Origin of the sequence: Streptomyces sp. P9-A2 (genome assembly GCF_036634175.1) — a bacterium.
GTDB classification, from domain to species: Bacteria; Actinomycetota; Actinomycetes; order Streptomycetales; family Streptomycetaceae; genus Streptomyces; species Streptomyces pratens.
This window is the reverse complement of sequence record NZ_JAZIFX010000001.1, coordinates 1570191-1596649: the sequence shown is the minus strand read 5'-3', so window position 1 is coordinate 1596649 and position 26459 is coordinate 1570191. Positions and strand designations below refer to the sequence as shown.

Below are 26459 nucleotides of genomic sequence, written 5' to 3'. Positions count from 1 at the left end.
GGCGCTGCGGCTTGTCGGTGGCGTCACGTAGGCTCACAGAGACGGAGCATGAGTGATCCGAGCGGAGGGAGGGGGCCCACGTGCTCATCGACACGTACGGCCGGGTGGCCACCGACCTGAGGGTGTCACTGACCGACCGGTGCAATCTGCGGTGCGCCTACTGCATGCCCGAGGAGGGCCTGCAGTGGCTGGCCAAGCCCGACCTGCTGACGGACGACGAGATCGTCCGCCTCATCGACATCGCCGTCACCTCCCTCGGTATCGAGGAGGTCCGCTTCACCGGCGGTGAGCCCCTGCTCCGCCCCGGTCTGGTCGGCGTCGTCGAGCGCGTCGCCGCCCTGGAGCCCCGCCCCCAGATGTCTCTCACCACCAACGGCATCGGCCTGCGGCGCACGGCGGCGGCCCTGAAGGAGGCCGGCCTGGACCGGGTCAACGTCTCCCTGGACACGCTCCGTCCGGACGTCTTCAAGACACTCACCCGCCGCAACCGCCACCAGGACGTGATCGACGGCCTGTACGCGGCCCGCGAGGCCGGCCTGACCCCGGTGAAGGTCAATTCGGTCCTGATGCCGGGGCTCAATGACGACGAGGCCCCCGACCTGCTCGCCTGGGCCGTGGAGCACGACTACGAGCTGCGCTTCATCGAGCAGATGCCGCTGGACGCCCAGCACGGCTGGAAGCGCGACGGCATGATCACCGCCGGCGACATCCTCACCTCCCTGCGCACCCGTTTCGAACTGACCCCCGAGGGCGACGAGGCCCGGGGCTCGGCTCCGGCCGAGCGCTGGCTGGTGGACGGCGGCCCGCACCGCGTGGGCGTCATCGCCTCCGTCACCCGGCCGTTCTGCGCGGCCTGCGACCGCACCCGCCTCACCGCCGACGGACAGATACGCACATGTCTGTTCGCCACCGAGGAGACGGACCTGCGCGCCGCCCTGCGCTCCGACGCCCCCGACGAGGAGATCGCCCGGATCTGGAAGCTGGCGATGTGGGGCAAGAAGGCGGGCGCCGGCCTCGACGACCCGTCCTTCGTCCAGCCGGACCGCCCGATGTCGGCGATCGGCGGCTGAGGGTCGTCGACGAGGGAGCCCGAGAGCTCGCGGAGCGGCCTGGGGGGCCTACGCCCCTTCGGGCGCCTCCCACTCCTCGAAGCGCACGACGTCCTTCAGGAACCCGCGCACACCGAGGAACTGCGCCAGATGCTCCCGGTGCTCCTCGCACGCGAGCCAGGTCTTGCGGCGCTCCGGCGTGTGCAGTTTCGGATTGTTCCAGGCGAGCACCCACACGGCGGCGGCACGGCAGCCCTTCGCGGAACAGATCGGCGTCTCGGGATCAGGGTCCATCACACCGCCGACCCTAACCCGGTAGGCGCAGTGCGAAATCCCGCGGGAAATCCTGCGGGAAATCCCGCGGTAAAGGGCGAAAGCGGGGAGAAAAGGCGACGCCGAGCAGCCACGGGGGGAGCTGCCCGGCGTCGGTCCGTCGCTCCGACGGGGGATGCGGAGCGCGTACGAAGTATGTCACGGGTCGCCCCGCGCCCGGCACCGGAACAACATGATTGATCTGAGCTTTTCTTGAGCTTGGCGGGTTAACGTCTTCCGCTTACAGCCCGTCATGGTCATGTCCCGAAGGCCATGACGGCTCGGACCGCTCCGTTCGTACGCCGGGGGCGGGCTCGGGCGTCACATCTTCCGTCCCGGATTCCGCCGGACCGTCATTCGTCCGTGAAGATGTGATCATCGGCCGCATCTGCGGCGTCAGATGAGTCGAAGGCAGCGACGGCGCGTTTTCGCGCCCGGCGTTGGCGATCACCACCGCGATGTACGGCAGCAGCATGCCGATCACCAGCGCCACGATCGCGACGTGCCGCTCCACGTTCCAGAGCGTGGCCGCGAGGACGACCGAAATCGTACGAACGATCATCGAGATCACGTACCGGCGCTGCCGCCCGCGCACATCCTCCTGAAGACCCGCTCTGGCGCCGGTGATCCGGAACACCTGGACGCCGCCGTTGCCATGCTGCTTCCGCATCGCATTCCACCATCCGCCCGAATCGGACTCTCCCTGCCTCCGGCCGTCCTGCGACCGGCCGGGACCCGGGCCCGCACATCACCACGTTACGCCGCACCCCCACCGCCCACGCGGTCGGGTCACCCGGGCCCGTGTCCCCGTCCGCGCTTCGGGCCCGTACCCGGGGTTCCCCGTCCGGCCTGCGCCGTAGTGCGTATGGCACGGCCGACATGCGGCGTACCGGGTCCGGGCCGACACTGGCCGTAATGCTCGCGTCAAGGTGTACCAGGAGGCAGTCATGGGCTGGTTGTGGGCGATCATCGTGGGGTTCGTGCTGGGTCTGATCGCGAAGGCGATCATCCCGGGGAAGCAGCACAGCCCACTGTGGCTGACCACCATCTGCGGCATTCTCGGCGCCATCGCGGGAAACGCCATCGCGCGTGGCTTCGGGGTCGAGGCGACGTCGGGCATCGACTGGATCCGGCACATCTTCCAGGTGGTGGCGGCGGTCGTCATCGTCTTCGTCGTCGACATGCTGTACATGCAGATGAAGGGCAGGCGCACCCAGCGGACCTGACGCACCCGGCGGACCCGACGCACACCGGGGCCGCCGCGTACGCCGGGCACGAGACACCGGGCCCTGGCGATGCGACGACGGGGGCGGCCTCCGGCAGCGTGGGACACCCCACACCCCGTCGCAGCCCGCCACCGTCACATCGCCCGAGGACGTTCACGTGATACGCCCGAACGGTGTGCTCAGGCGGTCGTGACCTCCACCGCCGCCAGGTTCTTCTTGCCCCGGCGCAGCACCAGCCAGCGGCCGTGCAGCAGATCCTCCTTCGCGGGGACGGCGTCCTCGGCGGTGACCTTGACGTTGTTCACGTAGGCCCCGCCCTCCTTCACCGTGCGCCGCGCGGCCGACTTGCTCGCCACCAGGCCCACCTCGGCGAACAGGTCGACGACCGGACCGAGCTCGGTCACCTCGACGTGCGGCACCTCGGAGAGGGCCGCCGCCAGCGTGCGGTCGTCCAGCTCCGCCAGCTCACCCTGGCCGAACAGCGCCTTCGAGGCGGCGATCACGGCGGCCGTCTGGTCGGCACCGTGCACCAGGGTCGTCAGCTCCTCGGCCAGGGCGCGCTGGGCGGCACGAGCCTGCGGACGCTCCGCCGTCTGCCGCTCCAGCTCCTCCAGCTCCTCGCGGGACTTGAAGGACAGGATCCGCGTGTAGCCCGAGATGTCCCGGTCGTCCGTGTTCAGCCAGAACTGGTAGAACGCGTACGGCGTGGTCATCTCCGGGTCGAGCCAGACGGCGCCGCCCTCGGTCTTGCCGAACTTGGTGCCGTCCGCCTTCGTCATCAGCGGCGTGGCGTAGGCGTGGACGGCGGCGTCCGGCTCCAGGCGGTGGATCAGGTCCAGGCCCGCCGTGAGATTGCCCCACTGGTCGCTGCCGCCCTGCTGCATCGTGCAGCCGTGGTGCCGGTACAGCTGGAGGAAGTCCATCGCCTGGAGCAGCTGGTAGCTGAACTCCGTGTAGCTGATGCCCTCGGAGGACTCCAGACGCCGGGCGACCGAGTCCTTGGTCAGCATCTTGTTGACGCGGAAGTGCTTGCCGATGTCCCGCAGGAACTCGATCGCGGACAGGTTCTGCGTCCAGTCGAGGTTGTTGACCATCGTGGCCGCGTTCTCGCCCTCGAAGGTCAGGAACGGCTCGATCTGGCCGCGTAGCCGCCCGACCCAGCCGGCGACGGTCGCCGGCTCGTTCAGCGTGCGCTCGGCGGTCGGGCGGGGGTCGCCGATCTGGCCCGTGGCCCCGCCGACCAGCGCCAGCGGCCGGTGACCGGCCTGCTGGAGCCGGCGCAGGGTGAGCACCTGCACCAGGTGCCCCACGTGCAGTGACGGCGCGGTCGGGTCGAAGCCGCAATAGAACGTGACGGGACCGTCCGCGAGCGCCTTGCGCAAAGCGTCCTCGTCGGTGGACTGGGCGAACAGCCCGCGCCACTTCAGCTCGTCGACGATGTCCGTCACGGTTCTCGTGTCTCCTCGGTGATCTGCGGTTCGCCGATCCTCGGCCGGTCGGGTGACCGCCGAGGGCGAACGCCTACGAGGTTATACGCCCTGGCTGACAGAACTCATATTGAAATCGGGGACGCGCAGCGGCGGCATCGCGGCCCTGGTGAACCAGTCGCCCCACTCCCGGGGCAGCGTCCTCTCCGTACGCCCCGCCTCCGTGGCACGGCCCAGTACGTCCACCGGCGACTCGTTGAACCGGAAGTTGTTGACCTCGCCGACGACCTCGCCGTTCTCGACGAGGTAGACGCCGTCCCGGGTCAGACCGGTGAGCAGCAGCGTCGCCGGGTCCACCTCGCGGATGTACCACAGACAGGTCAGCAGCAAGCCGCGCCCGGTGGCGGAGACCATGTCCTCCAGGGAGCGGTCCTCGCCCCCGTCGAGGATCAGGTTGTCGATCGCCGGCGCCACCGGCAGCCCGCTGAGGGCCGCGCTGTGCCTGCTGGTGGTCAGCCGGTTCAGCTCGCCGTCGCGCACCCAGTCGGTGGCCGTCAGCGGCAGCCCGTTGTCGAACACCGACCGGTCGCCCCCGGAGGAGTGGGCGATCACGAAGGGCGCCGACTCCAGTCCCGGCTCGGCGGGGTCGCTGCGCAGGCTCAGCGGCAGCCCGGTCAGCCGCTCGCCGACCCGGGTGCCGCCGCCCGGCTTGGAGAAGACCGTGCGGCCCTCGGCCGCGTCCCGGCCGGAGGCCGACCACAGCTGGTAGATCAGCAGGTCCGCCACGGCGGTCGGCGGCAGCAGCGTCTCGTACCGGCCCGCGGGCAGCTCGAGCCGCCGCTCGGCCCAGCCCAGCCGCACGGCCAGCTCGGCGTCGAGCGCCCCCGGATCGACGTCCTTGAAGTCCCGCGTGGAGCGGCCCGCCCACGCCGAGCGCGTACGGTCCGGCGACTTGGCGTTCAGCTCCAGCGTCCCGCTCGGCTGATCGTGCCGCAGCCGCAGCCCCGTGGACGTGCCGAGATAGCTGGAGACCAGCTCGTGGAGGGCGAAGCCGTACAGCTCCCGGCCGCCCGCACGCGCGCGTGCGAACGCCTCACCGAGGGCCGGTGCGAAGTCGGCGAACACGGCGGAGGAGGTCTCCGCGGGGGCCTCGGCGAAATCGGGAGATCCGGTCGTCCTCGCCGCTCCCGTGACCAGTGGCTGGGCGTCCTCGGCCGGCCCGGCGCCTCGCGCGGCGGCCTCGGCGGCTCGCACCAGGGGCTCCAGTTCGTCGACGGTCACCGCGGACCGGGACACGACGCCGGACGCCGTACCCTCCCGGCCATCCACCGTCGCGATGACGGTGAGCGTGCGCCCGCGCGTGACACCGTTGGTGGTGAGCGAGTTGCCCGCCCAGCGCAGATTGGCGGTCGACTGCTCGTCGGCGATCACGACACAGCCGTCGGCCCGGGACAGCTCCAGAGCACGCTCGACGAGCTCGTGCGGCTTGGTGATGCGAGCGCTCATCGACCCGCCTCCTGGGTGGTGTTGAGAATGCCGACTCCCTTGAAGAGGGCGGACGGGCAGCCGTGCGAGACCGCCGCGACCTGCCCCGGCTGGGCCTTGCCGCAGTTGAAGGCGCCTCCGAGGACGTACGTCTGCGGGCCGCCGACCGCCGTCATCGAGCCCCAGAAGTCGGTGGTCGTCGCCTGGTAGGCGACATCCCGCACCTGCCCGGTGAGCCGCCCGTTCTCGATCCGGAAGAAACGCTGCCCGGTGAACTGGAAGTTGTACCGCTGCATGTCGATGCTCCACGACCGGTCACCGACGACATAGATGCCCCGGTCCACGCTCCCGATCAGATCCTCGGTCGACATCCCGGCGGGGTCGGGCCGCAGCGACACATTGGCCATGCGCTGCACCGGGACGTGCCCGGGGGAGTCCGCGAACGCGCACCCGTTGGACCGCTCGAACCCGGTCAGCCTCGCGATCCGCCGGTCCAGCTGGTAGCCGACCAGTGTGCCGTCCTTCACCAGGTCCCAGGACTGCGCCGCGACCCCCTCGTCGTCGTAGCCCACCGTCGCCAGACCGTGCTCGGCGGTGCGGTCGCCCGTGACGTTCATCGGCTCCGAGCCGTACTTCAGCTTCCCCAGCTGGTCGAAGGTGGCGAACGAGGTGCCCGCGTAGGCCGCCTCGTAGCCGAGGGCCCGGTCCAGCTCGGTGGCGTGCCCGATGGACTCGTGGATGGTCAGCCACAGGTTGGACGGGTCGACGACCAGGTCGTACAACCCCGGCTCCACGCTCGGCGCCCGCATCTTCTCGGCGAGCAGCTCGGGCATCCGCTCCAGCTCGTCGTCCCAGTCCCAGCCGGTGCCCCTCAGGTACTCCCAGCCACGGCCCACCGGCGGCGCGAGCGTACGCATGGAGTCGAACTCCCCGCTCGACTCGTCCACCGACACGGCCGTGAACACCGGGTGCAGCCGCACCCGCTGCTGGGTGGTGACGGTGCCCGCCGTGTCGGCGTAGAACTTGTTCTCGTGCACGGTCAGCAGCGAGGCGTCCACATGGTCCACCCCGCGCGCCGCCAGCAGCCGCGCGCTCCACTCGCCCAGCAGCCCGGCCTTCTCCGTGTCGGGCACGGCGAACGGATCGACCTCGTACGACGACACCCAGGTCTTCTCGGCGTGCACCGGCTCGTCCGCCAGCTCGACCTTCTCCTCGGACCCTGCGGTCCGGATCACCTTGGCGGACAGCCTCGCCATCGCCACGGCCTGCGACGCGACCTTGGCGGCGGCGTCCGGGGTGAGATCCACGCCGGACGCGAAACCCCACGTCCCGCCGTGCACCACGCGCACCGCGTACCCGAGATCGGTGGTGTCCGACGACCCGGCGGGCCTGGCGTCCCGCAGCCGCCAGGACGCACTGCGCACCCGCTCCAGCCGGAAATCCGCGTGCTCCGCCCCGAGCGAGCGCGCCCGCGCGAGCGCCGCGTCGGCGAGGGGGCGCAGGGGCAGCGCGAGGAACGACTGATCAACTTCATGGGGCACGGGCGGGAATTCCCTTCGAACGCTCACCGACGGACCGTCGAAGGCAGTGAATCACGCGTGCGCCGTCAGGCCGAGGCGGCAGGCTGCCTCTCGTCGGCCTCCGCTCGGAGTTCCCCGGATATCACTCCCGCGCGGAACGCCGCCCACTCCGAGGCGGTGAACCGCAGTGGTTCCCGGCCGAGGTTCTTCGAGTCACGCACGGCCCGCCCGCCACCGGACAGTGTGGCGATCTCCACGCAGTCGTTCTCCGCCCCGCTCACGGAGGACTTGCGCCAGCCGGCGCCCGTGAGGTCCATGGCGTACAGGTCGGTCTTGCGATCGGTCACTGTCTCAGGTCTTAGCTGTGGGTACACTCGGTGCAATGTAGGTACATTCTTCCGGCCGGCTGGAGGCGGGCGTCATGAGCACCATTTCCGTACGCGAGTTCTCGTACAACCCCAGCGCGGTTTTCGCCCGTGTCGAGAAGGGTGAGGCGATCGAGGTCACCCGGCACGGCAATGTGATCGCGATACTGTCACCGGCCGGTGGTCCGATGGAGCGGTACGCGCACCTGGTGGCGCAGGGGAAGATCAAGTTGAAGGCGGTCACCGCCGCTGAGCGCCACAGCATGCCGCACTACGAGGTGCCGGAAGATGTCGACCCCGTGGCACTGCTGCTGGCCGAGCGCGAAGAGGACGACCGTTGATCTACATGGATACATCGGCGCTGGTCACCTGGATGACCCGGCGCAGTCACTGGGGAGCATTGGACGCCTTCCTTCAACAGCGAGTCACGGAGCCGCTGGCCACCAGCACGCTCGGTTTCGTGGAGACCGTACGGACCCTGGACCTCATGGGGCATTTCCCCAAGGCGATGGAGGACCTGGATGCCCGGATCACCGAGATCCTCCTCACGCGAGAGGTGCGTGACAAAGCGGCCCTGCTTGTCGGGCGTCTGAGGACGCCGGACGCCGTCCATGTGGCCAGTGCGATGTCGCTGCGGGACGACCTGACCGCTCTGGTGACCTACGACCGCAGGATGCTCGAGACCGCTCGCACCGAAGGGCTGGCCGCGCACGCGCCGGGAATGGCGGACTGACCTCGTCTGCTCAGAGGCTGGCAACTGTAGGAATCCGACAGTTGCCCCCGTGTGTCACTGTCGGTGCCCGATTGCTCCGGGGGGTGTTCCGACCGATAGGTTTTCGGAGAAGGCGCCTGCCTCGGGCAGGGGCTCCAGACCGCTATCGAAAGGGTGTCCGTTGAGCCGCTCGGTTCTCGTCACCGGAGGTAACCGGGGCATCGGCCTCGCCATCGCCCGCGCGTTCACCGATGCCGGTGACAAGGTCGCGATCACGTACCGCTCGGGCGAGCCCCCCGAGGGATTCCTCGCGGTCAAGTGCGACATCACCGACTCCGAGCAGGTGGAGCAGGCCTACAAGGAGATCGAGGCCCAGCACGGCCCGGTCGAGGTGCTCGTCGCCAATGCCGGCATCACCAAGGACCAGCTCCTGATGCGCATGTCCGAGGAGGATTTCACCTCGGTCGTCGACACCAACCTCACCGGCACCTTCCGGATCGTCAAGCGCGCCAACCGTGCCATGCTGCGCGCCCGTAAGGGCCGGGTCGTCCTGATCTCCTCGGTGGTGGGCCTGGCAGGCCAGGCGGGACAGGCGAACTACGCCGCGTCCAAGGCCGGTCTGGTCGGCTTCGCGCGCTCCCTCGCCCGTGAGCTGGGCTCGCGCAACATCACCTTCAACGTCGTCGCGCCCGGTTTCGTCGACACCGACATGACCAAGGTGCTCACCGACGAGCAGCGGGCGGGCATCGTTTCGCAGGTGCCGCTCGGCCGGTATGCGCAGCCCGAGGAGATCGCCGCCGCGGTGCGGTTCCTCGCCTCGGACGACGCCTCGTACATCACTGGAGCCGTCATTCCCGTTGACGGCGGACTGGGAATGGGTCACTGAACGACATGAGCGGAATTCTCGAGGGCAAGCGCGTCCTGATCACCGGTGTACTGATGGAGTCCTCCATCGCCTTCCACACGGCCAGGCTGGCCCAGGAGCAGGGCGCCGAGATCATCCTGACCGCGTTCCCGCGGCCCACGCTGACCGAGCGCATCGCCAAGAAGCTGCCCAAGCCCACCAAGGTCATCGAGCTCGACGTGACCAACGACGAGCACCTCGGCCGGCTGGCCGACGTCGTGGGCGAGGAGCTCGGCGGCCTCGACGGCGTCGTGCACTCCATCGGCTTCGCGCCGCAGGACGCGCTCGGCGGCAACTTCCTCAACACGCCGTTCGAGTCGGTCTCCACGGCCATGCACGTCTCGGCGTTCTCCCTGAAGTCGCTGACCATGGCCTGCCTGCCGCTGATGCAGAACGGTGGTTCCGTCGTCGGCCTCACCTTCGACGCGCAGTACGCCTGGCCGCAGTACGACTGGATGGGCCCGGCCAAGGCCGCCCTGGAGGCGACCAGCCGCTACATGGCGCGTGACCTGGGCAAGCAGAACATCCGCTGCAACCTCATCTCGGCCGGCCCGATCGGCTCCATGGCCGCCAAGTCCATCCCGGGCTTCGGCGAGCTGGCCTCCGTGTGGGACAGCCGTGCCCCGCTGGAGTGGGACCTGAAGGACCCGGAGCCGGCCGGCCGCGGTGTGGTCGCTCTGCTGAGCGACTGGTTCCCGAAGACCACGGGCGAGATCGTCCACGTGGACGGCGGACTGCACGCCGTCGGCGCCTAGGGTCACCCACGTCCTGCCGAGGGCCCGTACCCCTGGGGGTGCGGGCCCTCGGCCATGTCACCCGACCGGCTCAGCAGGACAGGCGGGGTCCGGTGCCGACGAGGGACCGTGGAGTACGCGTTCGCCGCGTGATCCCCCTCCCCAGCACGGCCGAGGAGGTCCCCTTGTGCGCTTCTACCGCCTGGTCTCGATGACCATCACCGTCGCCGCCGGTATCGGCCTCGTGCCGATCCTGTCGTACGACGCGATGCCGTACGACGCGATGCCGCACGCGCGCGTGCACCCCGCCGACGCGGGACCGGACGACGCCGGGCCGGACGGTGCGGCGGCCGACGATCCGTTCGGGGCCGCCTGCCGGATCGGTGTCGACGGGTCCTGGGTGACCGCGTACTGCCACAACCCCTACCCGGACACCGACCATGTGCGCCTGCACATCGAATGCGTCCGATGGTGGGACCTCGACAGCGACAGCGCCCCGGTGGCCGCCGGACCCGCGCAGACCGTGCGGCTCGCCGGACGCTGCTGGAATGCGGTCGGAACGGCGTGGATCAGCCACCGGAAGGAGGGCTGACGCGCCTCGGACGGCACACGAGCGGACAGGCGGCGGCCTCCTCGGCCGCCGTCGCCGCGTCACCCGCGCGGATCACGTCCGCCAACCGCGCGTGGTCCACGTGCGTCTCCGGGGTCAGCTCCTGGCCCACGTCGTCGCGCAGCCAGTCCCGCAGGACCTCGCTCAGGTCCGCGTACAGCGTGGTCAGCACGTCGTTGTGGGACGCGGCCACGACGGCGAGGTGGAAGGTGGCGTCCGCCGCCTCGAACGGTTCCGCCTCACCCGATTCCCAGGCCTCCTCGCGGCGCAGCAGCAGCGTGTCGAGCTGCTCGAGCTCCTTCTCGGTGCGCCGCCGGGCGGCCGGCCGTGCCGCGGACGCCTCCAGGGTGGAGCACAGTTCCGCGAGGTGCCCGGGGCCGGCGTCGGTGAAACGGCGGTGCGTCACACCCGCCGGTTCGCTCGTGGCGACGACCTACGCGCCCGAGCCCTGGCGAATGTCCGGCAGCCCGTTGTGCGCCGGCGCGCGGACGGCCTCGCGGACCGTGTTACGGGTCACCCCCAGTTGCTCGACCAGCTCCGGATCGGGCGGGAGGCGGGAGCCGACCGGCCACTCGCCCGAGGTGATCTGGGCGCGCAGAGTGGCGATGACCTGCTCGGACAGGACGGAACGACGGGGATGGCTCAGGGGCATGACACACCTGCGCACGACGGAGGCACCGGGCGGCGCTCCAAGCGTGGGCAACCGATCATCCTATGATTCCATGATGGGTTTCATAGCTGGTGAGGAATCCCGGACGCCCGCGTCCACGACCGTGTGCGCGGCGGCTCCGGAGCCGGGCGGCCCCGGGAGCGTCGGGGCGACGGCCGGGAGAACCGGCGGCCCGGATCCCGGCGGCCGGGAAGCAGGGAGGTCCGGCACGCGCGCGTGGACGGTACGGCTGCTCGTCGTCGGCATCGTGATGGCGGCGCTGAACCTCCGCCCCGCCATCACCAGCCTCGGCGCGCTGCTCGAGGAGGTCCGTACCGGGCTCGGCATGAGCGGTGGCGTGGCCGGACTGCTCACCTCCCTGCCCGCACTGTGCTTCGCCGTCTTCGGAGTCACCGCTCCGCGTCTGGCCCGCCGCTTCGGATCGGGCACGGTGGTCTGCGTCGGCCTGGCCGCCATCTGCGCGGGCCTGCTGATACGCCCGTTCACGGGGAGCGTGGCGGGCTTCCTGGCGGTCAGCGCCCTCGCGCTCATGGGCATCGCCGTCAGCAACGTCCTGATGCCGGTCATCGTCAAGCAGTGGTTCCCGGACCGGGTCGGTCCCATGACCGGCCTGTACTCGATGGCCCTCGCCCTCGGTACGGCCCTGGCCGCCGCGGTGGCCGTGCCGGCGACCGAGGCGCTGGGCGGGAACTGGAAGTCGGGACTGGTCCTGTGGGCGGCGCTCGCCGCGGCTGCCGTACTGTTCTGGCTCCCGTTCGTGGGGGAGCGGGGCAGGGCACCGGCGGAGCGGACGTCCGCGCGAGAGCGGCACAGGGCGGAGCGACACACGCCGGGAGAGGGAACGCCGGGAGAGCGGGCGTCCGGCCGGCGTCCGTCACGGGAGCAGGAGCCCGCACCCGGGCTGCGGATCACCCGCAGCCGGACGGCCTGGGCGCTGGCCGTCTTCTTCGGGCTCCAGGCGACCGCTGCCTACATCACCATGGGCTGGATGCCGCAGATCTTCCGGGACGCGGGCGTGCCCGCGAGCACGGCCGGGCTGTTGCTCGCGGGCATCATGATGATGGGCGTGCCGCTCTCCTTCGTCATCCCGCGCATCGCCGCGCGGCTGCCCCGGCAGGGCTCGATCGTGGTCGTGCTCGGCATGAGCGGCCTGGCCGGATACGCCGGGCTGTACTTCGCGCCCGCCACCGGCGCCCTGGTCTGGGCGCTGCTGCTGGGCATCGCCAACTGCGCCTTCCCGCTCGCGCTCACCATGGTCGGGATGCGGGCGAGGTCCGGCGCGGGTGTGGCCAAGCTGTCGGCCTTCGCGCAGAGCACCGGCTATCTGATCTCCATCCCGGGCCCCCTCCTGGTGGGCGTCCTCTACCAGCACAGCGGCGGCTGGGACCTGCCGCTGGCGCTCATGTCCGCCCTGCTCATCCCGCAGATGGTCGCGGGCGTGCTGGCGGGCCGCGACCGCACGGTGGAGGAAGAGGCGGCGGCCGGCCGCTGAACCCGCGGCCTTCCGGTTTTCCGACCCGCCCCGCCCCGCCCCGGGGCCCGCCGGACCGGTGACGGATGCGAGACTTGCCCCATGCCAGTCCTCGACCCGAACCCCCAGAACGGCCAGAAGAAGATGCTGCTCGTCTTCGGCGCGTTCTTCGCCATCTTCATCGTCATCGGTGTGATCGCGAGCATTCTGGCGCCGTGACACCCCCGCCGCCATCCCGTCCCGGGGTCCATGGGGGTGCTGGCACCCCCATCCCCTAGGGGGCCAGGCTCAGGGGCAAGTAGGTGGGTCACCGGATGGGCGGGAAGCCCGGGAGTACATACCTTCGAGATGTGGCCGCGAGACGCGGACGCGGACACTCGAAGAGCGGAGGCCCCCATGTCGGCGCGCACGCACACCCGGCCCCGCCCGGCCCCTCGGGGCGGCGTCGACATCCGGCTGCCGTGGTGGGCCCTCGCCCTGCCCGCGCTCGCCTTCGTCGCGCTGCTCACCCTGCTCCTGAACCCCGCAGACGCGCACGCGGCGACCGCCGAGCCCGGGATCACCCACCTCATCGAGCGGGCACAGCGGCTCATGGCCCGCTGAGCACCCTGGAAGTGACCGTCAACTACCTGCGCCCCATGGCCTGTTTCGTGCGAAGCTGGGTCACATGAGCGTCGCAGAACCCCGCAGGATTGTCCTTTTCCGGCATGCGAAGGCCGACTGGCCCCCGGTGACCGACCATGAGCGCCCGCTCGCAGAGCGTGGCAGGACTGACGCCGCAGTCGCCGGACGCAAGCTCGCCGACTCCGCCATCGCCTTCGATCTGGCCCTGTGCTCCACCGCGAGCCGGACCCGGGAGACGTGGAAAATCGCGGTTCACGAGTTCCCGCAGCGACCGAAGACGGTGTACGAGGAGCGGATCTACGAGGCCTCGCCCGGTGAGCTGATCGCCCTGCTGAACGAAACCCCGGACGACGCGCAGAACGTGCTCCTGGTCGGCCACAATCCCGGGATCCAGGCAGCCGCCGAGATCCTCGCCGGATCGGCCGAGGGGGACGCGGGCGAGCGAATGAGCCGCCGCGGCTACCCGGCAGCCGCGTTCGCCGTGCTGTCCTTCACCGGCTCCTGGAAGTCCCTGGAACCGGGCGTCGCCACCCTGCTCGACTACTGGGCTCCCAGCGAGTGACCCACCCGGCGTGACGGCGGGGCCCGGCACCGACGGTGTGGACCAGGTGACGGGCCCCGTTCCCCGCGAGGGAACCGGCGGCCGAGGGCAGGAGGGCCGTAAACGGGGAGGCCGCGGACCGGACGGATCGGCTGTGGTGCGGCCGGGGGCCCGTGAACCCTCCGCGCGGCTCAGTCCAGGTCGAGGATGTCCGCCGCCTCGACCTCTTCACGCGTGATGCCCAGCAGATACAGGACCGTGTCCAGGAAGGGGAAGCTCACGGCCGTGTGGGCGGCCTGACGTACCACCGGTTTGGCGTTGAAAGCGACACCGAGCCCTGCCGCGTTGAGCATGTCCAGATCATTCGCGCCGTCGCCGATCGCCACGGTCTGCGACAACGGGACCCCCGCTTCGGCGGCGAACCGGCGCAGCAGCCGCGCCTTGCCCGCCCGGTCCACGATCTCGCCCGTGACCCTGCCGGTCAGCTTCCCGTCGACGATCTCCAGGGTGTTGGCGTGGGCGAAGTCCAGCGCGAGCCGCTCCTTCAGATCGTCCGTGACCTGGGTGAACCCCCCGGAAACCACACCCACCTGGTAGCCGAGCCGCTTCAGCGTGCGGACCAGGGTACGGGCGCCCGGTGTCAGCCGTACCTCGCTGCGCACCTTGTCCACCACGGACGCGTCCAGTCCCGCCAGCAACCGCACGCGTGCGTGCAGCGACTGCTCGAAGTCCAGTTCCCCGCGCATTGCCGCCTCGGTCACCTCGGCGACCTTGTCCTGGCACCCGGCATGGGCGGCGAAGAGCTCGATCACCTCGTCCTGGATGAGCGTGGAGTCCACATCCATGACGACCAGGCGCTGGGCGCGCCGGTGCAGTCCGGCCGCGACGACGGCGATATCGACGCCGAGCTTCGCCGCATCGGTCACCAGGGCGGTGCGCAGCGGCTCCGTCTCCGTGCCGGACACCGCGAACTCCACCGCGGTCACCGGGTACTTGGCGAGCCGGAAGACACGGTCGATGTTGGCGCCGGACCGGGTGATCCGCGCGGCGATCGCCGCCGCAGTCTCGGCGGTGAGAGGGTGGCCCAGCACGGTGACCAGGGAACGGCCGAGTCCGCGCGGGCGGTTGTCGCCGATGCCGGAGATGATCTCCGCCTGCAGTTTCATGGACTCCGCCCAGCTGTGGACGGTCGCCCGCAGATTGCCCTCCAGGCCCTGCGCCGGCTCGGTCACGAGCGCGCACAGCACGATTCGGCCACGGGTGACGACCTGCTCGATGTCGACCACATCGACGGAGTAGGCGGCGAGGGTGTCGAAGAGGCCGGCTGTGATGCCCGGCCTGTCCTTGCCGAAGATTTTGACGAGGAGCGTGGGAACGTCCGAGGTCTGCGATGCGCTCATGGTGTTCCCACCGTATCCGGCACGCAGTGCCCCGCGCGCCCGAGGTCCGTCTGGCGGACAGCGAACTCTCGGCGTCCCCAAGGTGTCCCGGACCTTACGTGCTCCGGGTGCTGTCTCCCCCACCGCGCCTTTCTCACCGTCCGCCACCGGGCCCGCGCGGCGCCGGGGGAGGAGGCTGAGGGGGCGGTGGCCCCTCGTCCGGCCACAACGGCGACCGCCTCGCGGCCGAGGACCCGGAGCCGCTCCCGGACCCCCCGCTCCCGGACCCCCCGCCCCGGGGCCGGCCGCGCGGAGGCGGTTCGACGGGACGGATCACGGTAGGAGCATCGGAGATGTCGCCCTCGCCCGGTTCGCCCGGTCCACCGTCGCCCGGTTCGCCCGGTCCACCGTCGTCCCGGGGAGGCTCGCCCGCCGCCCGGCCGGGCGGCCGCATGTCACCGAGTGCCGGTGGGGGACCGGGCCGCTGCCGCCCCTCTCCGGACGGGCGCGCGTCCTGCGGCCCCCACAGCTCCTCGGGCACGGTCAGGTAGGGGTTGGTGTCCGGATTCGGTGGCCGGTACGGCATCCCCGGCGCATACGGCCCGGCTCCCGCCCCGGACGACGGTCCGGCTCCCGCCCCGGACGACGGCCCGCCCTCGGCAGGGCCGACAGCCCCGGAGCCCCGTACGGCCTCCGTACCGCCGACGCCCGCTGCCCCCGCTGTACCCGCCGCGTCCGCCGTGCCCTTCCCCGCCCGGACATCCACCCGGACCGGGGCCGCCGCTCGCGCCGGCGGTGCCGCCCGCCGTCCCGCGGCCCCGCTCACCCACGCCAGCAGCGCCCCCGCGGCACCCGCGCCCGACCCCCAGACGGCACCCATGAGCAGCGCCATGCCGAGGTTCCCGTGCAGTTCGATGCCCGCGCCGAACACGTCGAAGCCGAGCACGGACAGGGAGGCGTTCGCCGACACCTCTGTCAGCCGGGCCAGCAGAGGCAGGGCCAACGCCGTCGCGACCCCCAGCCGCAGCGCGCACCGCCCGGCGAACCCCGCGGCGCCCCCTTCCCGTAGGGCACCCGCACCACCGGTGCCGGGTGCGCCCGGCACCCCGCCGCCCGGATTCCCCGGCCCGGCCGCCGCCTCCAGCGGCGTTCGTACCGCGACCAGCACACCGGCCAGCAGCATCATCACCGCGGCCGCCACCCCCAGCAGCCACACCCGCCCGTCGAGTCCGGCCAGCCGGGCCAGCGTGAGCGGCTGCCCGGAGCCCATGCGCAGCAGGTCGTCCACAGGGTGTGGCAGAACACCGAGCAGCGCACCCGTCGCCCGCCCGTCCCAGGGCACGAACAGCCCGATCGGGACGCCGAGCCATACCCCGTTCGGGGCGCCCAGCAGAGCCGCTCCGGCGATCCGCCGGGGATGGGCGTCGTCGATCGCCGCGTACCCCGCCGCCGCGTACCCCGCCGCCACCGCCACCAACCCCACCATGACCAGGGCGGACACGGCAGGCCGTACGACCCGGTGCACGGCTTCCCAGCCGCGTGGCAGCGGGGTGCGCCGGGACGCGAGCAACGCGACGGCCAGGACGCCGACCGAGCAGACCAGGCCGCCGAGCAGAGTCGGCACCGTCTCGACGGTGAACCCGACCGTCGCCTGAGCGTCGACGAGGTCGCCGACCCGGTCCGGCAGCAGACCCCCGATGTCCCCGATGTCCCCCAGCCCCGGAATCGCCGGCCCGCCGCCTCCACCGCCCGGCAGGCCGGCCGGCCCCAGCGCGCCCCCGTCGATCGTCACGACGTCGTGGCCCGCCCACACCAGCCCGCCCGACATCCCCACGAAGAGCGCTACGACCGTGCCCGCGCGGGCGACGAGTTCGGCCGGCGACAACACGGCATCCGCGGCCCGCAGGGACCGTAGGAAGAAATACGACAACAGCAGCGCACCGACCAGACTCACCCCCAGTGGCGTGATCTCGACGGCAGTACTCGCCTCCGCGCCCGACACCCCGAACGCCGACACATCCCCGGACGGGGTGACCGAGCCGCCGGCCGCCAGTGCCACCACCGCGGCCGTCATCGGCCCCAGGGAACCCGCCGAGTCCGCGTCCAGCAGACGCAGCCCGAGCGCCGCCGTCCCCGCCATCCCGATCAGCGCCCAGCTCACCCCGGCGACCGCGGACATCACGACGTCCACCCACGGCACGCGCGTGCCGTGCCCCCTGGTACCGACGCCCGTGGCAGCACTCATGGCAGCACTCATGGCAGACCCCCCGATCCGCTCCGCGGCGAGGTGGCCGCGCATGTCCCCCTCGCGTGGTTTACCACTCTCCGGCCCGGTTTCAACACCGTCAACGGCGGCGTTCGAAGCGTCGGGCGCACGCTTCGCAAGGCCCGACTTTCGGTCAGAGGGCCGAGCCTGAAATAGTTCCCCCCGATGTTCGACATCCCTAGACTCCCTGCGATGGGGGAAATTCGGGGGACAACTCAGTGGGGCATGGAGTGCCGGAACTCGTACTGGAATCAAACGGACGGACCTGGACGCTCGATCCGTCCAGGTCGTACACCCTGGGACGTGATCCGCAGGGAGACGTCGTGGTGGACGATGCCAGGGTCTCCTGGCGTCACGCCACGATCAGCTTCAACGGGCGCAGTTGGGTCGTCGAGGACCACGGCAGCACCAACGGCACGTTCGCGCAGGGCCAGCGGATCCATCATCTGGAGATCAGCTCCGACACGGCGCTGAACCTGGGCAACGCGAACGACGGGCCGCGTGTGACCCTGTCCGGCGCCGCGGCCCCGGCCGCCTCGCCGCAGGCGCAGCAGCCGTACGCCGCGCAGGGGGTGCAGGGGGCGACCCCGGGCTGGGTCCAGCAGGGGCAGCAGCAGGCCCAGGGCGGCTGGCAGCAGCAGCCGCCGCAGTCGCCGAGGCCGCAGCAGCCCGCGCCGCACGTGCCGCAGCAGCAGGGCCCCGGGGGCGCCGCGGGGGCGGCACCGATGTACGGCGACCGCAGTCCGACCACGTTCCACCAGTTCTCACTCGGCCGCGTGATGCGGATCGGCCGTGCCCTGGAGAACGACCTCGTCGTCTCCGACCTGCAGGTCTCCCGCAACCACGCCGAGTTCCACTCGACGCCCGACGGTCGCATGGAGATCCGCGACCTGGGCTCGCACAACGGCACCTACGTCAACGGTATGCCGATCGCCAAGGGCGGGACGCAACTGCTCGGCCCGGCCGACATCGTCGGCGTCGGCCACTCGACGTTCCGGATCGTCGGTGACCGGCTCGAAGAGTTCGTCGACACCGGCGAGGTGTCCTTCTCCGCCCGGCACCTGACCGTCACGGTCGACGGCGGCAAGCAGATCCTCAAGGACGTCTCCTTCGGCGTGCCCGAGAAGTCGCTGATCGCGGTCATCGGCCCGTCCGGCTCCGGCAAGTCGACCCTGCTCAAGGCGCTCACCGGGTACCGGCCGGCCGACCGGGGCGAGGTCCTCTACGACAACCGGAACCTCTACAAGCAGTTCGCCGAGCTGCGTCAGCGCATCGGTCTGGTCCCGCAGGACGACATCCTGCACAAGGAGCTGACCGTCAAGAAGGCCCTCAAGTACGCGGCCAAGCTCCGCTTCCCGGCCGACACCACGGCCGCCGAGCGCGATGCCCGCATCGACGAGGTGCTGCGCGAGCTGAAGCTCGACATCCACAAGGACAAGAAGATCACGTCCCTCTCCGGCGGCCAGCGCAAGCGGGTCTCGGTGGCACTGGAGCTGCTCACCAAGCCGTCACTGATCTTCCTGGACGAGCCGACCTCGGGCCTCGACCCGGGCATGGACCGCGACGTCATGCAGCTGCTGCGCGGACTCGCCGACGACGGGCGCACCGTCCTCGTGGTCACCCACTCCGTGGCCGAGCTGGCGATCTGCGACAAGCTCCTGGTGATGGCTCCAGGAGGCTCGGTCGCCTACTTCGGCCCGCCCGACGAGGCGCTGAACTTCTTCGGCTACGACACCTGGGCCGACGTCTTCTCCGCATTCGAGAACTATCGCGACTACGACTGGGCGGGCCGCTGGAAGGGCTCGCAGCACTACCAGATGTACGCCGCGGACATCGACGCGGTCGCGCCGCAGTCCGTACCGGCCCCCCAGGTACAGGCGCTGCGGCCGCCGAAGCCACAGGGCTGGATGTCGCAGTTCGTCACACTGGTGCGCCGCTACGTCTCGGTGATCGCCTCCGACAAGGGCTTCCTCGCCCTGACGGTGATCCTGCCGGCCGTTCTCGGCGCGGTCAGTCTGCTCATCGACCCCGACAAGGGGCTGCTGCCGAACCTGCCCAACCAGGCCGGCCAGATCCGTCCCAACGGCACCGCCGCCACGGTCCTGCTGATCCTCGCGGTCGGCGCCTGCTTCTCCGGCGCCGCGAACTCCGTACGTGAGCTGATCAAGGAACGGGTCATCTACGAGCGGGAACGCGCGACGGGGCTGTCCCGCTCGGCGTATCTGATGTCCAAGGTGTTCGTGCTCGGCATGGTCACCGTGCTGCAGGGCCTGCTGGTCGGCGTCATCGGTTTCTCCAGCCGGGAGATTCCCGAGGAGGGGCTGGTCCTCGGCGGCTTCACCCTGCTCGAGCTGTCCATCCCGATCATGGCGCTGGGCTTCACCTCGATGATGTTCGGTCTGATCATCTCCGCGCTGGTGAAGACCGCCGAGAAGACCATGCCGCTGCTGGTGATGTTCGCGATCATCCAGGTCGTGTTCACCGGCTGCCTGTTCGCGCTGCACGGCACGGTCGGCGTCAACCAGTTCTCGTTCCTGATGCCGTCGCGCTGGGCGGTCGCCGCCTCCGGTGCCACGCTGGACTTCAACCTGATCAGCCCGCCGGAGACGCCGGGCGACACCGATCCGCTGTGGGAGCACACCGCCGGGACCTGGCTCATGGACATGGGCGCGCTCATCGCCCTCGGCGTGATCTGCGGCTTCTTCGTGGCCCGCTTCCTGCGCCGGCACGAGCCCGAGGTCATGCGCAAGTAACCGGAGCGGCCGCCCGCGCGCCGTACGCCCCGAAGGGCGGCACCCTGTCAGGAGGGTGCCGCCCTTCGGCGTGTCCGTTCGCGTCAGATCGCGTGAAGAGGTCCGCGCCGACCTCAGTACGCGCTGTAGACGTTGTCCATGGAGCCGTACCGGTCGGCCGCGTAGTTGCAGGCGGCGGTGATGTTCGCGACCGGGTCGTAGATGTTCTTCGACGTGCCCGGGACGTGGTACGCCGAGAACGTCGGCGGGATCACCTGCAGCAGACCCTTGGACGGGATGCCGTTCTGGGCGTTGATGTCCCACAGGTTGATGGCCTTCGGGTTGCCCGAGGACTCCCGGATGATGTTGCGGTGGATGCCCTCGTACGAGCCCGGGATACCACGCTTGTTCATGATGTCCAGGGACTTACGGATCCAGCCGTCGAGGTTGTCGGCGTAGCTCTCCTGGGCGGGCTTGCCGGTCTCGCCGCGCTCGCCACCCCAGTGGCGGTCGCCGGAGCGGCTGGCCGCTTCCCCGGCCTCGCGCTCCTGCTCGGCCTTCTTCTTTGCGGCGGCAGCGTCGGCCTTCTTCTTCGCGGCGGCAGCGTCGGCCTTCTTCTCGGCCGCGGCGTCGGCGGCGGCGTCGGCGGCGGCCTGCTTCTTCGCCGCGATCAGCTCGGTCTTCACACCGGAGCCGGCCAGCTGGTCGGTGACGGTGCCCTTGACGTCCTTGATCGGCTCGGTGCTGTACGAGATCCGCGCGGCGGGGGCCGCCTCGCTCGTGGTGGTCGTCGAGGCGTCGCTCGGCGCGGCCGAGAAGCCGATGGCGGCGGCACCGAGGGCGGCGACACCGGCGGCGGCGATCTTGTGATGGCGGTTCAACGCACGGGCATGACCACGGATGAGGAAGTTCTTCGACATGGGTGGGAGACCTCTTCGACTAGCGCGGAGGTCGCTCAACGTCCGGCGGGGACAGTGGTTCTTCCGGCACGAACGCCGCGAGGGGACAACCCACGGCGCTGAGCGACGGGAGCCATTCTTAGCGGCCGCAAAATAGCGGGGCAAAGGTGTGACGTACGAAGGCGGATAGTGGATCAGGGTAGGGGCATGAGGGGCGAATCGGACTATCCGCCCCGCCGGGATGCCCGCTTTTCTCTCCTATGTACCTTCGTACGTGATGTACGCCCTATGCCTGGCCTCACATCGAGCCCCCTCGATTCTCACCGAGAGTTGCTGGAGCAAGTCGCTCTGTGAGGGGATTCGACCGGTGCTCCGGCAGGCCGTCGGAGGGCTCTCGGCAGGACCGAGGTCCTACGACCTCCGGCCCAGGTCACCGCCGCCACCGGACGGATCCGCGGTGGCGGGACCCGCCGGTACCGTGAGGACATGAGCCACGGTCCCCCGTCCGGCCTCGCCGCGGTGAGCACCGCGCTGCTGGCCATGAGCAGGCACCTCGAGGTGCGCGACGTCCTCAAGACGATCGTCGCCTCGGCGCGTGAGCTGCTCGACGCCCAGTACGCCGCACTCGGCGTCCCCGACGACCACGGCGGCTTCGCCCAGTTCGTCGTCGACGGAGTCAGCGAAGGCCAGTGGAAGGCCATCGGTCCCCTTCCGCGCCAGCACGGCGTGCTCGCCGCGATGCTGCGCGAGGACGGACCCCAGCGCCTCGCCGATGTGCGCAAGGACCCCCGCTTCGGGGGCTGGCCCAGCGCCCACCCCGACCTGGTCGACTTCCTGGGCCTGCCCATCCGCGACGGCGACGAGGTCATCGGCGCCCTCTTCCTCGCCAACAAGCTGAGGCCCGCGGGGGGACACCCGCCCCAGACCCCGGGAGGTCCCGAGCCGGACGGCATCTGCGGATTCACCCAGGACGACGAGGACGTCCTCGGCATCCTGGCCCAGCACGCCGCGATCGCCCTCACCAACGCCCGGCTCTACGAACGCAGCCGCGAACTGACCATCGCCGAGGAACGCTCCCGCCTCGCACACGAGCTCCACGACGCCGTCAGCCAGAAACTGTTCTCCCTGCGCCTCACCGCCCAGGCGGCTGCCCGCCTCGTGGACCGCGACCCGTCCCGGGCCAAGGGGGAACTCCAGCAGGTCGCCGCACTCGCGGCCGAGGCCGCCGAGGAACTGCGCGCCGCGGTCGTCGAACTGCGCCCCGCGGCCCTCGACGAGGACGGCCTCGTCGCCACCCTCCGCACCCAGGTCCAGGTCCTCGACCGCGCGCACAGCGCGCGGGTGACCTTCGCCGCCCGCGGTGTGCGCGCCCTGCCCGCCACCCAGGAGGAGGCGGTGCTGCGCGTGGCGCAGGAAGCGCTGCACAACGCGCTGCGGCACGCGGAGGCCGGCCAGGTCGATGTCACCCTGGAACGCCGGGGCAACGGCGCCGTCCTGCGGGTCGCCGACGACGGCAAGGGCTTCGACCCGGGGATCATCCGCCGCGCGGGACGCCACCTCGGCCTGGTCTCCATGCGCGACCGGGCGAGCGGGGCAGGCGGCAGCCTGACCGTGGAATCGGCGCCCGGCAAGGGCGCCACGATCGAGATGGAGGTTCCCGGTGGCTGACGCGATCAGGGTGCTGCTGGTCGACGACCACCAGGTGGTCCGTCGGGGCCTGCGCACCTTCCTGGAGGTGCAGGACGACATCGAGGTCGTCGGCGAGGCCGCGGACGGCGCCGAAGGAGTCGCCCTCGCCGACGAACTGCGGCCCGACGTGATCCTGATGGACGTCAGGATGCCGGGCATGGACGGGGTGGAGGCCCTGCGCCGGCTCCGCGAACTGGACCACCACGCGCGCGTGCTGATCGTCACCAGCTTCACCGAGCAGCGCACCGTGGTCCCGGCCCTGCGCGCGGGCGCCGCCGGATACGTGTACAAGGACATCGACCCCGACGCGCTCGCCGGGGCCATCCGCTCCGTGCACGCGGGACACGTCCTTCTCCAGGCCGAGGTCGCCGGTGCCCTGCTGGCCCAGGAGGAGACCCACTCCGGTCAGGGCCGCGCCGGTTCGCTCACGGAGCGGGAACGCGAGGTGCTCGGCCTCATAGCGGACGGACGCTCCAACCGGGAGATCGCCCGAGCCCTCGTGCTCTCCGAGAAGACCGTGAAGACCCACGTCTCGAACATCCTGATGAAACTCGACCTGTCGGACCGCACCCAGGCCGCCCTGTGGGCCGTACGCCACGGGCTGAGCACCTGAGGGGCCTGAGTACCTGAGGGGCCTGGGCCCTCGGGTGCTTCCGGACGTCCGAGGGCCCGACCAGGGCCTGTCCGGTGGATCGTGCCGGAGACGCGGGGACCTGCAGGCTCTCCCACGAGCTCTTCGAGCAGGGGGCCCCGTCGTGTCGACGCCCTCCCCGGCCTCGCAGCCGAACGCACCGGTCCCCGCTCACCCCGGCGGGACGGATACCGCCGATCACCTCCGCCGAGATTCGCCGGACAGGCCTGGCGGCCAGGCGGTTGGGCGCATGACACCCGGCGCCGTGACGTCCGGGACCGTGCGGACGGTTCCCCTCCGGTCCGAGATTCATACTGTCGTGGGAATGCCGCCCGGATGGCGCATCCTTCTTCGGCCCCCGCCGTTGTCCCGTACGTACCGCGGCGCCTGCCGCGGGGACCGCGAGGAGGGCTCGGAAAGTGAAGAACCTGAAGAAGGCAGCGGCCGTGACGATGGCGGTCGGCGGACTGCTCGCCGCCGGTACGGGCATGGCCTCCGCCACCGACGGCGCGCACGCCGACGGCACGGCCGTGGGCTCCCCGGGCGTCGTCTCGGGCAACGTCATCCAGGTCCCGGTCGACGTCCCGGTCAACGTGTCCGGCAACAGCGTCAACGTGATCGGCCTGCTGAACCCCGCCTTCGGCAACGTGGCGGTCAACGGCTGACGCCTGTCACCGAACCGGTGACGACCCCGGCCTCCCGGCCTCACCCGGGAGGCCGGGAGGCGTGGTCGCCACTGTCCGGGGCACCGGGGACACAAGGACCGTTCTCCCGGTCACCGACGAACCGGCACTCACCCGACGCCCCGCTCCCGCTCCTCCACCACGGAGCCGTACGCGGCGACCTGTGCCCGCCGGGCCGTCCGCTCCACCGGACGCAGAGCCTCCCCGCGGGCCGCCATCTCCGATGCGCTCACCGCACCCCCGTGCCCGTTCGTACGGGCCAGCGAGACCAGCGCCCCGACCCGCTGCGCCAGCTCCAGCACCCGCACCGCCCGCGGCGGATATCCCGGCGCCAGCACCTGACGCCCCGGCTCCACCCGCGCCCGGTAGGCGTCGAGCGCCGCCTCGGCCACCGGCCCCGACCCGGCCACGTCCAGCCGCGTCAGGACCTCGGTCGCCTCCCGCAGCGCCTCCGCCAGCTCCCGCTCCGCCTCGCCGAGCGAGGGCACATCGGCGGGCGGTGCCTCCCGCACCGGCAGGCAGTGCCAGACGACCTCCACACGCACATCACCCTCGGGCCCGGCCTCCCGGACCTCGGGCACCAACCCCAGGGCGGCCCCGTGACCGACCACCGCCTCCCCGGCCTCCAGCGCCCGCGCGTTGAACTCCGGCGGCCCGCTAAGCCCCAGCGGATGCCCAGGAGTGGGCAGCGCGATCCGCAGCCCGGTCACCCCGAGCGCCCGCAGCCGGCCCAGCGCCAGCGTGAGGCCCACCGGCGCGGGCTCGCCCGGCACTCCCTCCACCCGGTGCACCGCGTCGTCGCCGACGATGGCGAGCACGGCGTCATCAGGGGAGACAAGACCGGAGAAAAGGGCATTTCCCCATGAGGTGAGACGTCCTGAACGTGGTTCGGAGAGCATGCCTCCACCCTAAGGACAGGACCTATGGGATGTCCGGGCCGACCGGTGGCGTAGATTTCATGGAGGGCTGCGCCCACGGGGGCGGCGGACCGATCACAGGCGTACGACACAGCCGGGACCCGGCCACACTGCAAGGGGAGACAACGCGCTCATGAGCGATGTTCTGGAGCTTCAGGACGTATCCGTGGTCCGTGAGGGCCGGGCTCTGGTGGACCAGGTGTCCTGGTCGGTCAAGGAGGGCGAGCGCTGGGTCATCCTCGGCCCCAACGGCGCCGGCAAGACCACTCTCCTCAATATCGCCTCCAGTTACCTGTTCCCCAGCAGCGGCACCGCCACCGTTCTCGGCGAGACCCTCGGCACCCCCGGCACCGACGTCTTCGAACTGCGCCCGCGCATCGGTATCGCCGGCAACGGCATGGCCGACAAACTCCCCAAGAACCAGACGGTCCTGCAGACCGTACTGACCGCCGCCTACGGCATGACCGCCGGCTGGCAGGAGGAGTACGAGGAGGTCGACGAGCAGCGCGCCCACGCCTTCCTCGACCGTCTGGGCATGTCCGAGTTCGTGGACCGCACATTCGGCACCCTCTCCGAGGGCGAGCGCAAGCGCACCCTCATCGCCCGCGCGCTGATGACCGACCCGGAGCTGCTGCTCCTCGACGAGCCCGCCGCCGGCCTCGACCTCGGAGGCCGTGAGGACCTCGTACGCCGTCTCGGCCGCCTCGCCCGCGACCCGATCGCCCCCTCCATGCTCATGGTCACGCACCACGTCGAGGAGATCGCCCCGGGCTTCACCCACGTGCTGATGATCCGTCAGGGAAAGGTTCTCGCCGCCGGCCCGCTGGAACTCGAGCTCACCTCTCGCAACCTCTCCCTCTGCTTCGGCCTTCCGCTGGTCGTGGAGCAGGTCGGTGACCGCTGGACGGCACAGGGGCTTCCGATGGCCTGAGGCCGGTGACCCGAACCGGGCCCGGCCCTGCTCTGCTCTTGGGGGATTCAGGGAGCAGCAGGCCCAGGAGTTCACGGACACGTCGGGACAGGTCCTCCTCAAACACCGGGCCGAGAAGGTCCGTTCATACCCCGGCGCTCTGTCGGTGGCCGGTGCGCGGTCCTACCATGACGATGTGGACATCGACGCATGGCTCTGGTGGCTGATCGGCGCGGCTGTACTCGGCATCGCGCTGGTGATCACCGCGATGCCCGAACTCGGCATGCTCGCGGTGGGCGCAGTCGCCGCCGCGGTGGTCTCCGGCGTCTTCGGTGGCGGTGCCGTGCTCCAGGTCGTGGTCTTCGCCGTCGTCTCGACCGCTCTCATCGCCGTCGTACGGCCCATCGCGAAGCGACAACGCACACAACGCCCCCGATACGCCACCGGCGTGGACGCCTTGAAGGGCAAACAGGCGGTCGTACTGGAGCGGGTGGACGGCTCCGGCGGCCGGATCAAACTCGCCGGCGAGATCTGGTCCGCACGCGCCTTCGAAGCCGGCCGCGCCTTCGAAGTCGGCCAGGAAGTGGACGTCGTGGAGATCGAGGGAGCCACGGCGATCGTCATGTGACCGCACGACCGACCGCACGACCTGTGCGATCGACCTCGTACGACGTGCTCCCACGGGACAACAACTGGACCGAAC

27 protein-coding genes and 1 pseudogene are annotated in these 26459 nt (G+C 70.9%); 17 read left to right on the top strand and 11 right to left on the bottom strand.

What is annotated here, in order from left to right; translation table 11 throughout:
- The first annotated feature begins 80 nt into the window (after positions 1–80).
- Positions 81–1070 carry a GTP 3',8-cyclase MoaA gene (gene moaA, locus V4Y04_RS07210; protein ID WP_332426452.1) on the top strand — a complete coding sequence of 330 codons (990 nt, stop codon included), beginning with the start codon at positions 81–83 and terminating at the stop codon, positions 1068–1070.
- 48 nt (positions 1071–1118) lie between these two features.
- On the opposite strand, the gene V4Y04_RS07205 is transcribed toward moaA, so the two are convergent.
- Positions 1119–1343, bottom strand: coding sequence for a hypothetical protein (locus tag V4Y04_RS07205; RefSeq protein WP_332432741.1), 225 nt, complete (start codon positions 1341–1343; stop codon positions 1119–1121).
- Positions 1344–1602: 259 nt separating this feature from the next.
- Positions 1603–2031 carry a DUF3099 domain-containing protein gene (locus tag V4Y04_RS07200; RefSeq protein WP_332426451.1) on the bottom strand — a complete coding sequence of 143 codons (429 nt, stop codon included), beginning with the start codon at positions 2029–2031 and terminating at the stop codon, positions 1603–1605.
- 277 nt (positions 2032–2308) lie between these two features.
- On the opposite strand from V4Y04_RS07200, the gene V4Y04_RS07195 reads away from it, so the two are divergent.
- Positions 2309–2587: a GlsB/YeaQ/YmgE family stress response membrane protein gene (locus V4Y04_RS07195; RefSeq protein WP_332426450.1), complete on the top strand. Its 279-nt coding sequence runs from the start codon at positions 2309–2311 to the stop codon at positions 2585–2587.
- Between the two features lie 179 nt (positions 2588–2766).
- Here V4Y04_RS07195 and tyrS read toward each other — a convergent pair whose 3' ends face one another.
- The 4 genes from tyrS to V4Y04_RS07175 all read right to left on the bottom strand — a co-directional run bounded on the left by tyrS (position 2767) and on the right by V4Y04_RS07175 (position 7366).
- On the bottom strand, positions 2767–4035 hold the full coding sequence (gene tyrS, locus V4Y04_RS07190) for a tyrosine--tRNA ligase (RefSeq protein ID WP_332426449.1): 1269 nt from the start codon (positions 4033–4035) through the stop codon (positions 2767–2769).
- A gap of 81 nt (positions 4036–4116) precedes the next feature.
- A complete protein-coding gene (locus tag V4Y04_RS07185; RefSeq protein WP_332426448.1) occupies positions 4117–5520 on the bottom strand; it encodes a metallopeptidase TldD-related protein in 1404 nt (467 codons plus the stop codon).
- A complete protein-coding gene (locus V4Y04_RS07180; protein ID WP_332426447.1) occupies positions 5517–7040 on the bottom strand; it encodes a TldD/PmbA family protein in 1524 nt (507 codons plus the stop codon). Before V4Y04_RS07180 ends, V4Y04_RS07185 begins: the two co-directional genes overlap by 4 nt.
- 65 nt (positions 7041–7105) lie before the next feature.
- On the bottom strand, positions 7106–7366 hold the full coding sequence (locus V4Y04_RS07175) for a DUF397 domain-containing protein (RefSeq protein WP_332426446.1): 261 nt from the start codon (positions 7364–7366) through the stop codon (positions 7106–7108).
- Positions 7367–7440: 74 nt separating this feature from the next.
- On the opposite strand from V4Y04_RS07175, the gene V4Y04_RS07170 reads away from it, so the two are divergent.
- From V4Y04_RS07170 to V4Y04_RS07150, 5 genes are all read left to right on the top strand, one after another.
- Positions 7441–7725: a type II toxin-antitoxin system Phd/YefM family antitoxin gene (locus V4Y04_RS07170; RefSeq protein WP_332426445.1), complete on the top strand. Its 285-nt coding sequence runs from the start codon at positions 7441–7443 to the stop codon at positions 7723–7725.
- A gap of 5 nt (positions 7726–7730) precedes the next feature.
- Entirely contained in the window at positions 7731–8117 is a 387-nt protein-coding gene (locus V4Y04_RS07165) for a type II toxin-antitoxin system VapC family toxin (protein WP_332432740.1), read from the top strand.
- A gap of 160 nt (positions 8118–8277) precedes the next feature.
- Positions 8278–8982 carry a 3-oxoacyl-[acyl-carrier-protein] reductase gene (gene fabG, locus V4Y04_RS07160; RefSeq protein WP_332426444.1) on the top strand — a complete coding sequence of 235 codons (705 nt, stop codon included), beginning with the start codon at positions 8278–8280 and terminating at the stop codon, positions 8980–8982.
- A 5-nt stretch (positions 8983–8987) separates the two neighbouring features.
- A complete protein-coding gene (fabI, locus tag V4Y04_RS07155) occupies positions 8988–9755 on the top strand; it encodes an enoyl-ACP reductase FabI (protein ID WP_332426443.1) in 768 nt (255 codons plus the stop codon).
- 190 nt (positions 9756–9945) lie between these two features.
- Complete coding sequence (locus V4Y04_RS07150) at positions 9946–10326, top strand: hypothetical protein (protein WP_332432739.1); 381 nt, start codon at positions 9946–9948, stop codon at positions 10324–10326.
- Here the strand turns inward: V4Y04_RS07150 and V4Y04_RS07145 are convergent.
- Positions 10304–10996: pseudogene (locus V4Y04_RS07145) on the bottom strand (FadR/GntR family transcriptional regulator). The gene V4Y04_RS07150 and the pseudogene V4Y04_RS07145 overlap by 23 nt on opposite strands.
- A gap of 73 nt (positions 10997–11069) precedes the next feature.
- Here V4Y04_RS07145 and V4Y04_RS07140 point away from each other — a divergent pair.
- The 4 genes from V4Y04_RS07140 to V4Y04_RS07125 all read left to right on the top strand — a co-directional run bounded on the left by V4Y04_RS07140 (position 11070) and on the right by V4Y04_RS07125 (position 13671).
- Positions 11070–12506: a CynX/NimT family MFS transporter gene (locus tag V4Y04_RS07140; RefSeq protein ID WP_443079969.1), complete on the top strand. Its 1437-nt coding sequence runs from the start codon at positions 11070–11072 to the stop codon at positions 12504–12506.
- 81 nt (positions 12507–12587) lie between these two features.
- Positions 12588–12704 (top strand): SGM_5486 family transporter-associated protein, encoded by a 117-nt coding sequence (locus V4Y04_RS07135; RefSeq protein ID WP_095534108.1) that lies wholly within the window; start codon positions 12588–12590, stop codon positions 12702–12704.
- Between the two features lie 177 nt (positions 12705–12881).
- Positions 12882–13088 carry a hypothetical protein gene (locus V4Y04_RS07130; RefSeq protein WP_332426441.1) on the top strand — a complete coding sequence of 69 codons (207 nt, stop codon included), beginning with the start codon at positions 12882–12884 and terminating at the stop codon, positions 13086–13088.
- 64 nt (positions 13089–13152) lie between these two features.
- Positions 13153–13671: a SixA phosphatase family protein gene (locus tag V4Y04_RS07125; RefSeq protein WP_332426440.1), complete on the top strand. Its 519-nt coding sequence runs from the start codon at positions 13153–13155 to the stop codon at positions 13669–13671.
- A 170-nt stretch (positions 13672–13841) separates the two neighbouring features.
- On the opposite strand, the gene serB is transcribed toward V4Y04_RS07125, so the two are convergent.
- On the bottom strand, positions 13842–15050 hold the full coding sequence (gene serB, locus V4Y04_RS07120) for a phosphoserine phosphatase SerB (RefSeq protein ID WP_332426439.1): 1209 nt from the start codon (positions 15048–15050) through the stop codon (positions 13842–13844).
- A 133-nt stretch (positions 15051–15183) separates the two neighbouring features.
- Positions 15184–17274 carry a streptophobe family protein gene (locus tag V4Y04_RS07115; protein ID WP_332426438.1) on the bottom strand — a complete coding sequence of 697 codons (2091 nt, stop codon included), beginning with the start codon at positions 17272–17274 and terminating at the stop codon, positions 15184–15186.
- 251 nt (positions 17275–17525) lie between these two features.
- Here V4Y04_RS07115 and V4Y04_RS07110 point away from each other — a divergent pair, with 251 nt between their 5' ends.
- Positions 17526–20048: an ABC transporter ATP-binding protein/permease gene (locus V4Y04_RS07110; RefSeq protein ID WP_332432738.1), complete on the top strand. Its 2523-nt coding sequence runs from the start codon at positions 17526–17528 to the stop codon at positions 20046–20048.
- Positions 20049–20161: 113 nt separating this feature from the next.
- Here V4Y04_RS07110 and V4Y04_RS07105 read toward each other — a convergent pair whose 3' ends face one another.
- A complete protein-coding gene (locus tag V4Y04_RS07105; RefSeq protein WP_332426437.1) occupies positions 20162–20947 on the bottom strand; it encodes a transglycosylase SLT domain-containing protein in 786 nt (261 codons plus the stop codon).
- Between the two features lie 465 nt (positions 20948–21412).
- Here V4Y04_RS07105 and V4Y04_RS07100 point away from each other — a divergent pair, with 465 nt between their 5' ends.
- From V4Y04_RS07100 to V4Y04_RS07090, 3 genes are all read left to right on the top strand, one after another.
- Positions 21413–22594 carry a GAF domain-containing sensor histidine kinase gene (locus V4Y04_RS07100; RefSeq protein ID WP_332426436.1) on the top strand — a complete coding sequence of 394 codons (1182 nt, stop codon included), beginning with the start codon at positions 21413–21415 and terminating at the stop codon, positions 22592–22594.
- A complete protein-coding gene (locus tag V4Y04_RS07095; protein ID WP_332426435.1) occupies positions 22587–23228 on the top strand; it encodes a response regulator transcription factor in 642 nt (213 codons plus the stop codon). The genes V4Y04_RS07100 and V4Y04_RS07095 overlap by 8 nt, the downstream gene beginning before the upstream one ends.
- Positions 23229–23665: 437 nt before the next feature.
- Entirely contained in the window at positions 23666–23911 is a 246-nt protein-coding gene (locus tag V4Y04_RS07090) for a chaplin (protein ID WP_332426434.1), read from the top strand.
- Positions 23912–24039: 128 nt separating this feature from the next.
- Here the strand turns inward: V4Y04_RS07090 and V4Y04_RS07085 are convergent, their stop codons facing one another.
- A complete protein-coding gene (locus tag V4Y04_RS07085) occupies positions 24040–24828 on the bottom strand; it encodes a hypothetical protein (RefSeq protein ID WP_332426433.1) in 789 nt (262 codons plus the stop codon).
- 151 nt (positions 24829–24979) lie between these two features.
- Between V4Y04_RS07085 and V4Y04_RS07080 the strand changes: the two genes are divergently transcribed.
- Positions 24980–25777 (top strand): ABC transporter ATP-binding protein, encoded by a 798-nt coding sequence (locus tag V4Y04_RS07080; RefSeq protein ID WP_332426432.1) that lies wholly within the window; start codon positions 24980–24982, stop codon positions 25775–25777.
- Between the two features lie 175 nt (positions 25778–25952).
- Positions 25953–26384, top strand: coding sequence for an NfeD family protein (locus V4Y04_RS07075; protein WP_332426431.1), 432 nt, complete (start codon positions 25953–25955; stop codon positions 26382–26384).
- The last annotated feature ends 75 nt before the right edge of the window (positions 26385–26459 follow it).

Bases quoted from the DNA above. Each gene is read 5' to 3' on its own strand.
- V4Y04_RS07170 (WP_332426445.1), top strand. From the start codon at position 7,441: ATGAGCACCATTTCCGTACGCGAGTTCTCGTACAACCCCAGCGCGGTT.
- V4Y04_RS07130 (WP_332426441.1), top strand. From the start codon at position 12,882: ATGTCGGCGCGCACGCACACCCGGCCCCGCCCGGCCCCTCGGGGCGGC.
- V4Y04_RS07125 (WP_332426440.1), top strand. From the start codon at position 13,153: ATGAGCGTCGCAGAACCCCGCAGGATTGTCCTTTTCCGGCATGCGAAG.
- V4Y04_RS07185 (WP_332426448.1), bottom strand. From the start codon at position 5,520: ATGAGCGCTCGCATCACCAAGCCGCACGAGCTCGTCGAGCGTGCTCTG.
- V4Y04_RS07080 (WP_332426432.1), top strand. From the start codon at position 24,980: ATGAGCGATGTTCTGGAGCTTCAGGACGTATCCGTGGTCCGTGAGGGC.
- serB (WP_332426439.1), bottom strand. From the start codon at position 15,050: ATGAGCGCATCGCAGACCTCGGACGTTCCCACGCTCCTCGTCAAAATC.
- V4Y04_RS07140 (WP_443079969.1), top strand. From the start codon at position 11,070: ATGGGTTTCATAGCTGGTGAGGAATCCCGGACGCCCGCGTCCACGACC.
- V4Y04_RS07150 (WP_332432739.1), top strand. From the start codon at position 9,946: ATGACCATCACCGTCGCCGCCGGTATCGGCCTCGTGCCGATCCTGTCG.
- V4Y04_RS07195 (WP_332426450.1), top strand. From the start codon at position 2,309: ATGGGCTGGTTGTGGGCGATCATCGTGGGGTTCGTGCTGGGTCTGATC.
- V4Y04_RS07135 (WP_095534108.1), top strand. From the start codon at position 12,588: ATGCCAGTCCTCGACCCGAACCCCCAGAACGGCCAGAAGAAGATGCTG.
- fabI (WP_332426443.1), top strand. From the start codon at position 8,988: ATGAGCGGAATTCTCGAGGGCAAGCGCGTCCTGATCACCGGTGTACTG.
- V4Y04_RS07200 (WP_332426451.1), bottom strand. From the start codon at position 2,031: ATGCGGAAGCAGCATGGCAACGGCGGCGTCCAGGTGTTCCGGATCACC.
- V4Y04_RS07115 (WP_332426438.1), bottom strand. From the start codon at position 17,274: ATGAGTGCTGCCACGGGCGTCGGTACCAGGGGGCACGGCACGCGCGTG.
- V4Y04_RS07205 (WP_332432741.1), bottom strand. From the start codon at position 1,343: ATGGACCCTGATCCCGAGACGCCGATCTGTTCCGCGAAGGGCTGCCGT.
- V4Y04_RS07165 (WP_332432740.1), top strand. From the start codon at position 7,731: ATGGATACATCGGCGCTGGTCACCTGGATGACCCGGCGCAGTCACTGG.
- V4Y04_RS07105 (WP_332426437.1), bottom strand. From the start codon at position 20,947: ATGTCGAAGAACTTCCTCATCCGTGGTCATGCCCGTGCGTTGAACCGC.
- V4Y04_RS07100 (WP_332426436.1), top strand. From the start codon at position 21,413: ATGAGCCACGGTCCCCCGTCCGGCCTCGCCGCGGTGAGCACCGCGCTG.
- V4Y04_RS07085 (WP_332426433.1), bottom strand. From the start codon at position 24,828: ATGCTCTCCGAACCACGTTCAGGACGTCTCACCTCATGGGGAAATGCC.